Origin of the sequence: Paenibacillus lentus, from assembly GCF_042714055.1 — a bacterium.
Taxonomy (GTDB): Bacteria; Bacillota; Bacilli; order Paenibacillales; family Paenibacillaceae; genus Fontibacillus; species Fontibacillus lentus_A.
Genome location: NZ_JBHGVC010000004.1, coordinates 150,033 through 165,274 on the forward strand (window position 1 = coordinate 150,033; position 15,242 = coordinate 165,274).

The following is a 15,242-nucleotide window of genomic DNA, read 5'->3' on the forward strand; positions in this document are numbered from 1 at the left end:
GGGGACTTGCTGCTTTTCTGATTTTGCAGATGTTTACTTAGAGTTAATTTGATAGTTCCAATGCGCGCAGCATTCTCATTACGGTAGCAATGTTCTGCTCACGAGTCACATTCGCTTGAGGAGCCAGCTCGTCAGTTGACATTCCGTAAAGGACGTTTTGCTCCACCATGAACGCCATAGCGGATCGGGCATAGGAAGAAATAGCTTGCTGATCCTTAAATTTGTCCAGCGCAGCCTCTGCTGCAGCATTCTCTTTGCCTGCATAACTCATCGCATTAGCAAGCATCACCGCCAATTCCTGACGAGTGACCAGGCCGTTTGGATCGAACGTACTATCGGTTCTGCCTTTGATCAGCCCTGCTGCATAAGCTGCGGCAATATCATTCGCATGCTTCGATTGCGGGTCTACATCCGAAAACACGGATGGATCTGCGTCAGGAATAATCCCCAGGCCTCTTACAATCATGGATATAATTTCGGCGCGGGTAGTTTCCTGCTTGCCTCCAAAATGATTGGCATTTTCGCTCACCGCGATCAACTTGGCTATAGCTTCAGCTACATCCTTTTTAGCCCATGGCGAGACATCGAGAAGGTCAGGGAGGCTGGATTGAACCAGTGCATAAATACCGTTGCCTGTTTTCTTGATTTCCACAGTGATTGTACCGTCGGAATTGACTTGAATTAACGTCGGCACAGAACGAATTTCATTCGTTTCTGGAATATAGACGATTCCGACGAGGCTTTTTACGTCGATGCCGTCTGCATCCAGTGTAATAAATTCGCTTACCATGGACTTGCCGAAATGCTTAAGCTCTTTCGCTGTGTTATCCGCGTTCGGCTTTTCGATTCTAAGCACGGTAGGCTCTGTTAGTACTTTCTTGCCTTGCAGCAGCTCCATCATAGCAGCCGTCTCGGCTTCAGTTGGAGCAACAATGGAAATGCTAGCGCTTCCATCTCCGGATATTAGAGCTGCAGGAATTCGATGTTCCCTTCCGTCCACAAGCACCGACAGGCTGCTCTGTGGGCCTTTTTTGGCCAGTGCGGCAATCACTTCTTGTGGAACTTCAAGCTCTACCTGCTGCGCTTTATCTCCAGCAGAGATTTGGAAGTTCAAGGAGTTTGAATTGTTAATTGCTTCAACCGCCGTATTGGTCGGCACGGTTACCACGGCCTTGTCTCCATCAAGAACTACTTTGACGTCGAGCTGCCCTTCAGGCTTAGGCTTTTGTGGGGCTGGCGCAGGTGATCCCGAACCGCTTCCACCAGAGCCGCTTGATCCTCCGGAACCTCCAGAGCCTCCAGAGCCACCGCCTGTTCCGGCACCGGTTGAAGTCTGCGCACTCAGCACATTAGAAGCTGCTGATACCTTTTCAATTTGATCATCTGACTTTACTATAGCCAGCAAATGAATCTTGTAAGTAGTATTTGAGGCAAGAGAACTGATCGTGTATTTGTCGGCTGTTGTTGTTCCCGCCATCGCGTTATTCACATAAACCTCATACTCCGTCGCCCCGCTAACTGCTCCCCATTGAATTTGAATCGAATCGGTCGATGTGGAGGCCACTGACAGATTACTTGGAGCCGCTAGAGCGGAAGTATTCACATTGCCGTCGATTGGCAAGTCGTGCACCAGTTGAGTAGTCAATGTCCGGTTGCGGTCGCCGCTGACATCCCAGCTCATAACGCCTGCGATATCCAGAGATTTGACGATCGATGCCGTGTACATCATTGTTGCTTTGTCGTTATAGGTAATGAAGCCTTTAGTCTCCTCGCTGTACAGATAAGGGACTTTGGCTGCTTCGTTCCAATAACGGACATAGCCGTCTTTGTTCAGGAAGTTTTCCTCAATATCTGTAAAATCCAGTATACCGGCTTCCCATGTTCCCGGCATAATACTCTCGCAGGTTTGATATTGTCCGCTAGCCGGGCAATCTGCCCATGCTTTGCCGTAATAAGGTACACCCACCATCAATTTATGCTGCGGTACTCCACCGTTTAAATGGCCCAGCAGGCCGCCAAGCACATGATTTCTTGGGGCTGTGGTCGATGCTCTTGGATGCTCCTTGTCATAGAATAAAGGCGCATTATGATGAGCGAGCGTCTCCCAGCTTCCGCTAAAATCGTAAGTCATAATGTTAATGAAATCGAGATACTGTACGGAGTTGGCAAGATCGGCATTTCTAACGAAATTATCGCCCTGCCCGGAGGCAATCGTCAGTAAGTAGTACTTGTTATCCTCGGAGCCGGCTGCATCCAGCGCTTCGCGAACGGTCTTCATCAGAAGCGTGAAGTTTATCGGATCCTCCGGGCTTCTGGAGTTGTCGTCTTCTCCGCCCTCAACAGGATACTCCCAGTCCACGTCTAATCCGTCCAGCTTGTACTCACGGAGGAAATTGACCGCAGATTCCGCGAAGGAGCGACGGGTTTCTTCCGTTCTTGCCATATTGGAGAAATGGTTGGACCATGACCAGCCGCCGACGGAAATCATTAGCTTCAGATGAGGGTTCTGATCTCTAATCTCCGAAAAGGATTCGAAATTCACGAAATCGAATTCTGGATCCCCTATGATCATTTCGCCATCATAGACGTAACGATCTTGAGCAGGAATATCAGGGTCTTGGCAGGCTCTCGCAGCGCTTCCAAACTTCTTCCAGCAAAGATCGGCGAAGGCGTAATTGATATGCGTGATTTGCGATACATCAATATCTTTCGGGTGGAAATTTCGTCCACCCTGACTAGCAGACCAGGATGTGTAATAAGTAATATTATTATAATTGCTGCCTGGTACTACCGTGACCTCCTCGCTTGCGGAAGAAGACCATAAGCTGTTTTTGGCAACAATCGTATAACGATATGCATTGCCTTCCTCAAGTCCCTTGGCTACATAACGGTTATCATTGCTGGAACCGATCTTAGTTCCATCTTGATAGATGTCATAGCTTGTGGCTCCAGGGACTGGTGCCCATCCCAGAGCTGCAGAGGATCTTGTCGCAGTTACGACTTGCAGCCCCTTCGGCTGAGCAAGCTCGCCCCATTTCACGGTAACTAGGTTGCTTTTCTCGGAAGCAGGCTCCTCATCGTTCACCGCACTCACGGCGAATGTATAGGTTTCGCCTGCTACAAGAGGGCCGTAGGACAGTGTAGTTTCGTTATTGCCTGAAGTTGCATCTTCCTGGATGCCGTTCACATAGAGATTGTATCCAGTCGCTCTTGGGCTCGAACCCCAGTTTAAAGTTACCGTATCCGCAGAGACATCAGTGACCTTCAGATAGCTTGGAGGCGCTAAAGGTGCCTCCTCGTACACGGTTGTATCGGCAGTAGTTGTAAATTCGAGAATATTACTTTTGAGCTCTTTAGAAGGCCTATGATCGTACCAGGTAATGTAGATTCGATAGGTGGTTTCCGGCTGAAGGCCCGAAACTGCTTGCGTAGTTAGATTACCATAAGTAATATACCCGTTTGTATCGGCGTTCCAGACATCGATATTATTCGGATCATTAGGAAGATAATCCCACACGAAGGTTGCTTGGTTATGGGTTACTTCCACCAGTCGAAGATTAGCCGGGCCGGAGGTTTTCTCGGGTTTTCCCGGGCCGTCGAGAGTCGTAAATTCTACAATATTACTTTTGTGTTTTAATGCTTCTTCTGGGGACGATTCATCAAGCCAAGTTACATAAAGCTTGTAAGTTGTATTCGGTTTCAAGTTATCAATTGTTCGGCTGCCAATGTATCCCGAAGTGAAATACTCATCGGTATCAGCGTGCCACACATCGATATCAGCCTTATGATTCGGATCGTCGGGATCATAATCCCATTCTATCGTAGCTTCAGTAGAGGTAATCGAATCTTGAACAACTCTTAAATTTTGCGGTGCTAGCGGATCTTGAGGTGCATAAGTAGAACTGGTCACTGTCGCAGGGGCGCTTGTGGGGGCTGTAGACTGAGGAGATGAATTGCCATCTGCAGCATGGGCTGTCAATGAACTAAACAGCGGTGTAAAAGATATTGCAATAATCAGAAACCATGTTATCCATTTGGAGTGTTTCCTGGGCACTATTGAGTTCACCATTTTCACCTCTATTATGTTATTCATTTAAAAATCCATTCATATCCTTCTAACATGCAAGGATATTCTACAGATCTCGAGTTATGAAATGATGTGTTGAAACCATGATGTGAGCTTGCAAATAGTTGCCAAATTCAAAAGCTCAGCAACCTGAAAGCGTTTACTAAATTGGATGTCGATTTAGCGCACCAACCTCCTTCGGGTTGTATTTTCATTGGTTCCCCTTTAAATACTTAATTCCCTTCCTTTCTACAGAGTTGAATGTTCATAAAGTGTTAACAATCTAATCATGGAATCTACCTGATAAATTGGGAAGGGGGAAATATTTATAAAAAAGGGATAAAATTTTATAATTCAATATTTTCACCATATTTAATAGAAGTAAATGTTAAATATCTTGAGGTGGTTTGCCAATATGGGCGGACTATGACACTATATAAGGCAGACGAGCACCTATGTGTCTTTGGTGGGGCTCACAAATCATACAATGCTATTGAAAATGAATGGAGGATATAAAATTATGTCATTACCCAATTGCCCGAAATGCAGTTCAGAATATACATATGAAGATAGAGACTTGTTGGTATGCCCGGAATGCGGTCATGAATGGTCTGCTGATGGGGGTGGCGCTGAGGGAGAAGAAGCCAAAGTCGTGAAGGATGCTAATGGAAATATTCTGAACGACGGCGATTCTATTACCGTCATCAAGGACTTGAAGGTGAAGGGAAGCTCATCCGTCATCAAAATCGGCACCAAGGTGAAGAACATTCGCCTGATTGATGGCGATCATGATATCGACTGCAGGATTGACGGTTTCGGGGCGATGAAGCTGAAATCGGAATTTGTGAAAAAGATATAGATTCGCGCTGCGACAAAAAGGATCAATCGCATAAGAGTGCAGCTAAGAGTGAAGTTTTTAATAAGCATGTAAGCTCGTAAGGAGCTTGCATGCTTATTTGCATACGTACATAACATTTCCGCAATAATGGGGGAACGATCCAAGTAAAAAAAGATTGACGGAGAAGAAGAAAAGTATCTATGATACTAACATATTTTTTCTCTAAAGATCTCAAAACTTAGGTACGTAGAAAGGGAAGGAGAACGGATCGTGTCTGACCAAAATAAAAATTCGGAATCTAGATTCGGGGATGGGGGCAAATACAGCCACAGCTTGCAGGCTGACTGCGAGAACTGCTTCGGGCTGTGCTGTGTTGCGCTGCCCTTTGCGGTTTCGGCAGACTTCGCGAACGATAAGAACGCCGGTGAGCCTTGCCCGAATCTACAGCCTGATTTCCGCTGCGGCATCCATCAAAGCCTTAGACAGCAGGGCTTTCGGGGCTGTACGGTATATGACTGCCTCGGTGCGGGACAGAAGGTCTCCCAAGTGACCTTTGGAGGACGCGACTGGCGGCAGAACGAGGCAGCGGCGAAGGCGATGTTCGAGGTGTTCCCGCTCATGTGGCAGCTCCATGAGCTTCTCTGGTACTTGACCGAGGCGTTAACCTTCCAGCCTGCCCGCTCTATTCACAATGACATCCGGGCAGCCCTGGAAGAGACGGAGCGGCTGGCTTGCCTCGATGCTGATACTCTCTTGAAGCTGGATGCAGCCGCACATCGGGCCGAGGTGAATATGCTGCTCTTGCAGGCTAGCGAGCTTGTGCGAGCCGCAGCCTTACAATCGCTGAAGAGCCCGGCTGCCCGTCGCCGGAAGGCCTTTGGCCGGGGCGCGGATCTGATCGGAGCAAAGCTGCGTGGGGCGGATCTTCGCGCCGCTAACTTAAGGGGAGCCTACCTGATCGCCGCAGACCTTCGGGGCGCAGACCTGCGTGCGGCTGACCTCATCGGGGCGGATCTGAGAGATGCGGATCTTCGGGGGGCCGATCTCAGGGATAGTATTTTTCTCACCCAGGCTCAGATCAACTCCGCGAAAGGTGACATCCAGACCAAGCTGCCGCCGTCCATCAATCATCCGATGCATTGGCAGGCCTAAGGTGCAATTGGTTAATCCGACGAATCCCGGAAGGCTTCCTGTATATCTTGAGCCTCTTCAAAGCTTTGGGCCGGAGCTGTAATCACTAAGTCAGTCCAGGTTTTGCTGCTTTCTCCTATAGGCTCATACACGGAAATAAGCACTTTATCAAACTGGTTTAATTTCCGGATGTCGCCGAATGTGTTGAGGCTGACTTGTCCGTTCGCTACTTTAGTATAAGACAATGTTCCCCACCCATTTCTAATATTCTTATGGAAAACAATATCGATGAGCTCATATTTTGTCGTGAAATCATATTTCTCAATGAAAAGCTCCCCAACGAATCTCTCATCACGAAATAACGGCCTGTAGAGAACGCCTTTTAGGGTTAGTGTGGTTTGTTCAACGGCTTCGGCCGGATGACCGCGGAATTGAACCGCTGGATATTCGATATCAATCTTCTTGGGAAAAGGGTATAACCAGAGGAATAGGCTAATCAGGAGCAGCCCTGCCAACGTCCCTATGAGGGCCTTAATGGTATTGTTGCTCATACGGATAACAGCTTCCTTTCTCCAATTCGTAGAATATGAACGAAATTTGCGTTTTAGAAAATTCCTTTTCTGATGAATTTGAATTAGCTGTAAAGCCAAATTAAAATTCATCATAGCTGAACTTGTGTCAAAACAAGTTTAATTAAAAGTAGCTAGCGAACGTTTTGGGATAGGCGATCCTTTGGGAGTTGCTTTCCACCTTAGTTGGTTTCATCTAATCAGGAAAGTAACGGACAACAGAGCGAATTGCCCAAAATGAGAGCGATAACATAACGTTCGAACAAGTCACCATTAGGCATAACCTTCATGATTGGGATAGAATGAGATATAGTAAAATTCGCTCTCCAATGTGAGATTCCTTTTCAAGTGTTATGAGGAGAAGCGTTAATAATCGAAGGATGCAGGAGGGATTGACCATGGAAATAGGTGTAAGCACTTTTGTTGAGACATCGCCGGACGTACATACGGGTGAGGTGATGAGCCATGCCCAGCGGCTGCGCGAGGTAGTGGAGGAGATCGTTCTGGCCGACAAAGTAGGGCTGGACGTTTACGGGGTAGGCGAGCATCATCGAAAGGATTATGCGGCATCTTCTCCAGCCGTCGTGCTGGCTGCCGCTGCGGCTCAGACGAAGCGGATTCGGCTGACGAGCGCGGTCACGGTGCTTTCCTCCGACGATCCGGTACGGGTGTTCCAGGACTTTGCCACGCTCGACGGCATTTCGAACGGACGGGCCGAAATTATGGCAGGGCGGGGCTCCTTCATTGAGTCCTTTCCGCTGTTTGGATATGACTTGCAGGATTATGACGAGCTGTTCGATGAGAAACTGGATCTGCTGCTTAAAATATGCGAGTCCGAGAAAGTGACCTGGAGCGGCAAGCATCGCCCGGCGATTCATAACCTGGGCATCTATCCGCGCCCGGTTCAGAACCCACTGCCCGTATGGATCGGCAGCGGAGGGAACAGGGAATCGGTAATCCGCGCCGGGCTGCTTGGCTTGCCGCTCGTCCTTGCGATTATCGGCGGCCGCCCGATTCAGTTCGCCCCGCTCGTACAGCTGTACAAGCGGGCAGCGGCGCAAGCCGGACATGATGTATCGAAGCTGCCAATCGCCTCGCACTCCCACGGCTTTGTCGGGGAGGAAACGGAGGCTGCGGCGGACAAGTTCTTCCCCTCTACGCAGGCGAGTATGAACGTAATTGGCCGCGAGCGGGGCTGGGGCCATTACGATCGTTCGAGCTTCGACACCGCCCGGAGCCTGGAAGGGGCGTTATACGTAGGCGACCCGGAGACGGTGGCCCAGAAGATCATCCATCTGCGCAAGGATGTAGGGATCACTCGCTTCTTCCTGCACGTTCCGCTCGGTACGATGCCGCATGAGGATGTCATGAGGGCTATTGAGCTGCTGGGTACCGAGGTTGCCCCGCGTGTGCGAGAGGAAGTCGCTCGCTGGGAAGCAGAGAACGAAGAGAATATTTAAATAGTTTCTATACGATTAACGAACATGTCCATTGACAAAGCCCGGGGAAAGCAGTTATAGTTAAAAAAACTTGATATTCTTCCTAAAGGGGAGTAGCTGATACAGCAAAGTCGTCAATTCGAAGACCGATGTCTTCCGGCTTTGTTGGCAACGAATTTGTTGTTAGCAAGACCTTTGCCTGCTTTTTATACGGGTAAAGGTCTTTTTTATTAAACCTTTGCCGTTTGGCAAGGGTTTATTTTATTTTAGACGGGCTTAAGGGGGATTCGCTAATTGCTAGAAAGTTTTTGGATGATTTGTAGGGTGACAAGCTAACACTAGAAAAGGTAAAAGAACGATTCGGAAAAGGGGATGGAGAATGGATTTTTCAATGTTGCTGGAATACGGTTGGGTTTTAGTATTATTAGTCGCTCTGGAGGGCCTTTTGGCCGCGGATAATGCTCTGGTGCTGGCCATCATGGTAAAGCATTTGCCCGAAGCGGATAGGAAAAAGGCATTGTTTTACGGGCTTGCCGGTGCTTTCGTGTTCCGATTAGCCTCGTTATTTATCATTTCTTTCTTGGTGGATGTATGGCAGATTCAAGCGATCGGCGCTTTGTATTTATTATTTATCGCGATCAACCACATCGTCAGAAAAGTGTTTATCAAGAAAAAAGAAGTCAAGGTCAAAAAAGAAAAGAAGCAGCCCGGCTTCTGGACAACGGTCATCAAAGTGGAATTAGCGGATATTGCGTTTGCGGTAGACTCGATCTTGGCGGCCGTCGCAATGGCGATGACGCTGCCAGATACTCCGCTTCCGGCGATTGGCGGTATGGATGGCGGCAAATTTATCGTCGTGTTTGCGGGAGGGTTAATTGGACTGGTTATTATGCGATTTGCGGCTAACTTGTTCGTGAATTTGCTGAATTCCAGACCTGGTCTCGAAATTGCTGCCTTTGCAATTGTCGGCTGGGTTGGCGTTAAACTCGCCGTTCTAACGTTGGGACATGAGGACGTGGGACTCATTTCGCATGAGTTTGCGCATTCCACGCTTTGGAAGCTCATCTTCTATTTTGTTCTTATTGTGATTGGTGCGGCTGGCTGGTTCCTCTCCAAGGAGAAGAAGCCGGCCGTGGCTGGGCAAAATTAGACATCCCGGCCGCAGGAGCGAAGGAAGTCGTTCACTGGGCAACGTAGAATGTGAATGCTTAATTTTTTAGGTATTAGCTGGTTTGCATCATATCTGGCTGCTGACACCTTTTTTGGGGTCAGCAGCCTTTGTTTACTGGATTGCTCTGGAATAAGATACGAAAGAGGAGTCCTGCAGCTTTTTTGCAAAATTAAACGATGTTTTTCTCATATCGAGCCAGCAGTGCGCCTGTATGCGACTTCTTCTTCCTATTGCTGCTCTCGGCCACCTCGCGAGGAGTGCCCTCGGCGATAACGGAGCCGCCTTCTGCACCACCCTCAGGGCCTAGATCAATGATCCAGTCGCTGGCCGCGATCCATTCCAGGTTATGCTCTACGACGCAGACAGTATGCCGCTTTTTCACCAATTGCCGGATCATTTGGTACAGCACTTCGATGTCTTGTGGGTGCAGTCCAGTCGTCGGTTCATCGAGTAGATAGAGAATATGGCCACTCGCCTTCCTGCTTAATTCTTTTGCTAATTTAATTCGCTGGGCTTCACCGCCAGACAGTGTGTTTGCCGATTGCCCCAGCTTTAGATAACCTAGCCCGATGTCGGAGAGGAGCTGTAATTTCTGCCTGATGGCAGGCTGAGAGAAGAACAGCCGCAAGGCTTCATCGACGGACATTTGCAGCACATCGTGGATGTTAGCGCCTTGATAGCGCACGGCCAGAATATGCTCTTGGTATCTCCTGCCGCGGCAGGCTGGACAGAGTGATTCTACATCCGGCATGAAGTGCATGACGGTTGTAACGAAGCCGGCGCCTTCACAGGTCTCGCAGCGTCCGCCGGGGACGTTGAACGAGAAGTCCTTGAGCTGGATGCTTAGGTTAGCTGTTTTGGCGACTTTAGCGAATAAGGAACGAATCGGTGTGAATGCATCGGTATACGTAGCCGCATTGGATCTGGAGGACTTGCCGATAGGCGATTGATCGATCTGAATGATCTCGTTAAACTGCTCCAAGCCCTTGATAGCCTTGGCACCTTGCCCCCGAGCCAGCACATCAAAGATCAGGGTGGACTTCCCTGAGCCTGAAACTCCGGTTACAGCGGTCAGCGCTTGAAGCGGGATTTTTACATTAATTTGCTTCAAATTATGGCTTGAGGCTTGTTCGATATGAATCGCCGATGATAAATCTACAGGATTATGGGCTAAAATCATGTTTTTCTTCATATAGCGGCCTGTGATGGATCGTGGATTCGTTAAAATGTCTTCAGGTGTCCCTTCGGCAATGACTTCGCCGCCATGAACACCCGCGCCAGGGCCAATATCGATGATCCAATCCGCCTGTCGCATAAAGTCCATGTCATGCTCGATCACGATGACCGTATTTCCCAGGTCTCTTAATCGTTTGAGCGCGGAAACCAGCTGATCGGTATCCTTCGAGTGAAGTCCTATGGTTGGCTCATCCAAAATATACAGTACTCCGGTTAACCCGGAATCCAGGAGAGCCGCCAAACGAAACCGCTGATATTCTCCGCCAGATAATGAAGAGACCACACGATTCAGCGTAAGATAACCTAGTCGAATGGACAGCAGTTTGTCCAGGTTCGAACGCATCTCAGCCAGGATCGGCTGGATCTTGGCATGCTCATCTTCAGGAAGCTGCGTGCTCAACTGGTCAACCCAGCTTGACAGTTGCTCCAAGGAGCGCTTGGAGAGAGCACCAATTGTTTCGCCATCGATTTTAATCTGTCTGCTTGTTTCGTTCAGCTTTTCTCCTTCGCAAGCAGGGCAGGACGCGGTAATCAGCATTTGCTCAAACTTGGCTCGCTTGGAGGGATGATCTCCGCTTTCGGCATATCTGCGCATGATATTCGTGACAAGGCCTTCAAAATTGCCGGCCGTGACGGTCTTAGGGGCAGGGACATGCGGGAAATGTCTGGTGAATCGTTCATCCGTCGTCCCGTACAGCAGAAAGTCTTTAGCATCGTTCGGCAGTTCCCGGATAGGTTTCTTTGTATCGAAGCTGAATCCATAATGCTTAGCCGCATTGGCAAAAACGGTCTTATTGCGCCGAATATAATGAATATCCCATTCATAGATGGCATGATCTTCAATCGCTTTTGATTCATCGAGTACCTTCGATAAATCAACCTGATGCAGCTCGCCTAGTCCGATGCAAGAGGGACAAGCGCCCTGCGGCTTATTGAAAGAGAAGTGAGCAAGGGTTAGATTTGGCACATGGCCTTGGCATTGCTGACAGGCGATCGCGTCTGCATCCGTATCCTGGCTGGCTGACGTATATTGCAGGCAGTGCGGACAGTGCTGCTGTCCTATTTTCGAGTATAATAATCGAAGGTAAGAATATAAGTCGGTCATCGTTCCGACCGTGGAGCGGGGATTGCGGTTCGTATGGTGCTGGTGGATGCTGATAGATGGGGACAGTCCGCTCATTTTCCGTACTCGAGGCTTCTGGAATTCCTCATTCAGCAAACCGAGGGACTCCATGTACTGGCGCTGGCATTCTTTCTGCAAGGTATCGAGAACCAGCGAGGACTTGCCTGAACCGGATACACCTGTAACTACAATCAGCTTATTCTTCGGAATAACGACATCGATCTGCTTGAGATTATGCTCGGACGCCCCTTGAATTACGATGTTCTGAGTCATTGCCACGTTTCCTCCTAGATTTGATGAGATCATTCTAGCAAAAGCTTAAACCTTGGTGTGCTAATGGAGGGTTTGGAGGGGTGGTGCTATGCCATTCAGAATTTTAAAGGAGGGAGAGTCATCAAGACGTACTCGACATCTCAAATTGCCAAAGAAGTCCATGTACATCCCAATACCGTCCGTTTGTATGAAGAGTGGGGCTTCATTTCTCCTGTCCAAAGGCTGGAGAACGGCTATCGCTGTTATACCGACCTTCATGTATGGCAGATGAAGGTAGCTCGCGCGGCATTTCGGAGTGAAATCATCCAGGGCCATCTTCGCGCCAAAGCCCGGGCTATCGTAGAGGCGACGGGGCAAGAGGAGTATCCTATGGCTTATAAACTGGCCGAGGATTATTTAGCTTGCCTGCAAGTGGAGCATGCTCGCGCTTTGGAGGCGGCGCAGCTCGTTCATCAGTGGGTTCATGGCACGGCTACATCGTCCGTCGATGAATGTCGGTATACACGCAAGCAAGCTGCGGCGAAGCTGGAGGTGTCGGTCGATGTGGTGCGTAACTGGGAACGCAACGGCTTAATTGAAGTGCCGCGAATGGAGAATGGCTATCGTATGTATAGCGGCGTGGAAATCGACCGAATGAAAATTATCCGAACACTGCGGAGCGCTCATTTTTCTATGGCAGCTATATTAAGGCTGTTCCTGGCGCTTGATCAAGGGGGACAAACAGATATCCTATCTGTACTCAACACGCCCCGAGCGGATGAGGATATCGTGACCCTCACCGATCGGCTGATCGTCTCTCTAGAGGAGGCGATGAAGAACGCCCGGGAGGTTCTGGATTTATTAGCGATGAAATAGAACCTCGCAGGTAGTATTGGCGTACTCTTAATCCTCAATAAAAAACCTTGCTATGCAGCAGATCGAGCGCACGCTCGATTTCTTGCAACTCCTCCTCGGAAACATGAGCGATTCGCTCAGCAAAGCGGGACTCCACACACCCGAAAGCCTCATTCATCATCTTCTCCCCTTGCTCGGAAAGCCGAATATATTGCTTGCGTCGGTCTTCTTTATCCGTCAGCTTATCGCATAATTGCTTCTCGTTTAGCTTTCGCAGCTCCCGGCTCGTATTCGGCATGGAAATATGCATGCATTCACTGATTTCACTCAGCGTGACCGGTTGGCTGATCGCAATGTATTCGAGCATTTTATATTGAAGGGGTGTTATGTCTTCGGATCTCACATCTCTAGTCATATCACTGGTTATTTCATGAATGGCCGCGATAAAGGCCACAAATTTCTGGAATAGTGCATGCTTATCCATAGGATCACCTCTACGAGATACGATAACAAAATGATTATCATAAAACAATTATCATATAATAATTATCATTTGACAATTAAAAAGAGTGTATGCTACCCTTTGTTTATCAAATGATAAGTAAAGGGGCTTGGCGATGAAGTTATTGATTATATATACGCATCCGAACCATCAGAGCTTGAACTATGCTTTTTTGCAGGAAGTCATCCGGGGGAGTCAAGAGAACGCAGCGATTCAGGAGGTTAAGGTACTCGATTTATACGAAGAAGGCTTCAATCCCGTCTTGGTGTTCAACGAGCATAAGCGCAGGAGAGATATGCATATTGACCCCGCTTTATCCCCATACAGGGATCAGCTTACATGGGCTGACAAGATTGTATTTATCTATCCGATCTGGTGGGGACGTCCTCCAGCGATGCTGCTCGGATACATTGATCAGATGTTTGCTTCGGGGTTCGCATATAGGGATAAGGGCGGACTTTTGCCAGAGGGATTGTTAAAAGGGAAATCCGTAGTTTGTATTTCGACGATGATGGGGCCGGCCCACTATCCGCTGTTCTGGCTGAACAACGCTCACAAAACGTTAATGCGCAAAGCGCTGTTTAACTATGTTGGGATCAAGAAGGTAAAGTTCTTTGAGTTCGGCAATATGGAGAGCCCGCGGGGCAAGCAAAAGGAGAAGCTGGAGAGGGTGTATCGGTTTTTTAGGGAGGCTAGTGGCTTATGATGCTGCTTAAAAAAGCGAGTGAATAAAGCAGATTCTTATAACGCAGACTAATTTGAATACTAGTAATTAATGAATATATTCCTGAAAAACAGTAAATAAATTAGATATTTAGTTGTTATTTCCTTGAAAAACGGGATATTTTAAAATAAATTACTGAAAAACTGTACTTCGTAGCATGGTTTGAATATAATATAAAATAAGGGTGGTGATGGTTATGGCATCAAATCAGAAGATAATTCTAGATCGTATCAATCTTTATCTAGACGGTGAAGGCTTCAAGAAAGAACGATTGGCTAAGAGGCTTGGCAAATCTCCTTCCGCTTTTTATGCGAATTTAAGTGGCAAGAATCAGAAAGTTGCTCAGTTTGCAGTGGAACTGGCTGAAGTACTAGGCTTACCTCCTTCTTTTTTCATTGAGGAGGATTTTCAATATAAGGCAGAACAAACGGTACAAATTGGTTTAATGAGTAGTATCGCCGCTTTCTCAGCTGGCGAGTTATCAGAAGAAGGAAGACAAGGTCTCGAGCAAATTGGGAGGATTTGTGACCTGGTCAATATCTATAGTTAAGGGGTTATTATATGCCGGAATTAACTTTCGACCATTTACCCGATATTTTCGAGAAAAATAAAGAAATTTTTTATGAAGTGGATGGTTACGTAAAGGCTTACTTAAGGGATTATCATCTGAATGGATGGACGATCCTGGATGGGGCTAAACGCTGGATTGAAGAGAACCATTTTTTGATTCAAGCGCCGATTAAGGATCAGACTCTTGGTGGATTCATTTTATTGAAAAAACCAAAGGTACTGTGTTACCTGAATAGCTGGCAGCCCCGAATTTATCAAAATTTCATTTTGTTGCATGAAGTTTTTCATATTATATCCCGTACTCAAAATGATCCCGAAAAGCTGCATATTATTGAATCAGATTTAGATCGGGATTTAGACGAGCGGAAGGCCGATTACTTCGCTTCCTTGCTGTTGATGGATGCGGCTGAGGTTATTAGCTTTTATCAGAGCCTTAGGGAGGAAGTGTTACTGGATAAGATTATACAAACGATGTCTCGGTTCTCAGCCCCGTATAAGGCTGTACTTATTCGACTGTATGAATTGCATCTAATTGGCGTTGAAGATTTAAGAGTATGGTTTGATCAGAAGCTTCAATTTGAAGACGAGTTTGTACGCTTAGGATTGGATCCCTCACCTGTGCAGAGAAGTATGCTGATTCATTTTCAGGAAGTAGAGAAGCTGATGGAGCATGGGCGCGATCGTTTGCCCGACATGGCCAATGAAAGCAACTGGGGTACTCTGAATGCGGTAAAAGAATATTTTAAAAATATAAAAAAGGTTTAGA

12 protein-coding genes are annotated in these 15,242 nt (G+C 47.6%); 8 read left to right on the forward strand and 4 right to left on the reverse strand.

What is annotated here, in order from left to right:
* Window positions 1-43 precede the first annotated feature (43 nt).
* Window positions 44-4,054 (reverse strand): glycosyl hydrolase family 18 protein, encoded by a 4,011-nt coding sequence (locus ACE3MQ_RS10650; protein WP_379392594.1) that lies wholly within the window; start codon window positions 4,052-4,054, stop codon window positions 44-46.
* 529 nt (window positions 4,055-4,583) lie between these two features.
* Between ACE3MQ_RS10650 and ACE3MQ_RS10655 the strand changes: the two genes are divergently transcribed.
* Entirely contained in the window at window positions 4,584-4,925 is a 342-nt protein-coding gene (locus tag ACE3MQ_RS10655; protein ID WP_379393066.1) for a zinc ribbon domain-containing protein YjdM, read from the forward strand.
* Window positions 4,926-5,237: 312 nt separating this feature from the next.
* Window positions 5,238-6,056, forward strand: a complete 819-nt coding sequence (locus ACE3MQ_RS10660) for a pentapeptide repeat-containing protein (RefSeq protein WP_379393068.1) — start codon at window positions 5,238-5,240, stop codon at window positions 6,054-6,056.
* 11 nt (window positions 6,057-6,067) lie between these two features.
* Here ACE3MQ_RS10660 and ACE3MQ_RS10665 read toward each other — a convergent pair whose 3' ends face one another.
* Window positions 6,068-6,586: a hypothetical protein gene (locus ACE3MQ_RS10665; protein ID WP_379392595.1), complete on the reverse strand. Its 519-nt coding sequence runs from the start codon at window positions 6,584-6,586 to the stop codon at window positions 6,068-6,070.
* Window positions 6,587-7,002: 416 nt separating this feature from the next.
* Between ACE3MQ_RS10665 and ACE3MQ_RS10670 the strand changes: the two genes are divergently transcribed.
* Together ACE3MQ_RS10670 and ACE3MQ_RS10675 are read left to right on the forward strand one after the other, a co-directional pair.
* The gene (locus ACE3MQ_RS10670) at window positions 7,003-8,064 is read left to right on the forward strand and encodes an LLM class flavin-dependent oxidoreductase (RefSeq protein ID WP_379392596.1); all 1,062 of its coding nucleotides are present in this window, start codon (window positions 7,003-7,005) and stop codon (window positions 8,062-8,064) included.
* A gap of 358 nt (window positions 8,065-8,422) precedes the next feature.
* Complete coding sequence (locus ACE3MQ_RS10675; protein ID WP_379392597.1) at window positions 8,423-9,193, forward strand: TerC family protein; 771 nt, start codon at window positions 8,423-8,425, stop codon at window positions 9,191-9,193.
* Between the two features lie 190 nt (window positions 9,194-9,383).
* Here the strand turns inward: ACE3MQ_RS10675 and uvrA are convergent, their stop codons facing one another.
* Window positions 9,384-11,846 (reverse strand): excinuclease ABC subunit UvrA, encoded by a 2,463-nt coding sequence (uvrA, locus tag ACE3MQ_RS10680; protein ID WP_379392598.1) that lies wholly within the window; start codon window positions 11,844-11,846, stop codon window positions 9,384-9,386.
* Window positions 11,847-11,909: 63 nt separating this feature from the next.
* On the opposite strand from uvrA, the gene ACE3MQ_RS10685 reads away from it, so the two are divergent.
* A complete protein-coding gene (locus ACE3MQ_RS10685) occupies window positions 11,910-12,701 on the forward strand; it encodes a MerR family transcriptional regulator (RefSeq protein WP_379392599.1) in 792 nt (263 codons plus the stop codon).
* A gap of 34 nt (window positions 12,702-12,735) precedes the next feature.
* Here ACE3MQ_RS10685 and ACE3MQ_RS10690 read toward each other — a convergent pair whose 3' ends face one another.
* Window positions 12,736-13,164, reverse strand: a complete 429-nt coding sequence (locus ACE3MQ_RS10690) for a MarR family winged helix-turn-helix transcriptional regulator (RefSeq protein ID WP_379392600.1) — start codon at window positions 13,162-13,164, stop codon at window positions 12,736-12,738.
* A 133-nt stretch (window positions 13,165-13,297) separates the two neighbouring features.
* On the opposite strand from ACE3MQ_RS10690, the gene ACE3MQ_RS10695 reads away from it, so the two are divergent.
* From ACE3MQ_RS10695 to ACE3MQ_RS10705, 3 genes are all read left to right on the forward strand, one after another.
* On the forward strand, window positions 13,298-13,888 hold the full coding sequence (locus tag ACE3MQ_RS10695; RefSeq protein ID WP_379392601.1) for an NAD(P)H-dependent oxidoreductase: 591 nt from the start codon (window positions 13,298-13,300) through the stop codon (window positions 13,886-13,888).
* A 214-nt stretch (window positions 13,889-14,102) separates the two neighbouring features.
* Window positions 14,103-14,456 carry an XRE family transcriptional regulator gene (locus tag ACE3MQ_RS10700; RefSeq protein ID WP_379392602.1) on the forward strand — a complete coding sequence of 118 codons (354 nt, stop codon included), beginning with the start codon at window positions 14,103-14,105 and terminating at the stop codon, window positions 14,454-14,456.
* Between the two features lie 11 nt (window positions 14,457-14,467).
* On the forward strand, window positions 14,468-15,241 hold the full coding sequence (locus ACE3MQ_RS10705; RefSeq protein ID WP_379392603.1) for an ImmA/IrrE family metallo-endopeptidase: 774 nt from the start codon (window positions 14,468-14,470) through the stop codon (window positions 15,239-15,241).
* Window position 15,242: the final 1 nt, after the last annotated feature.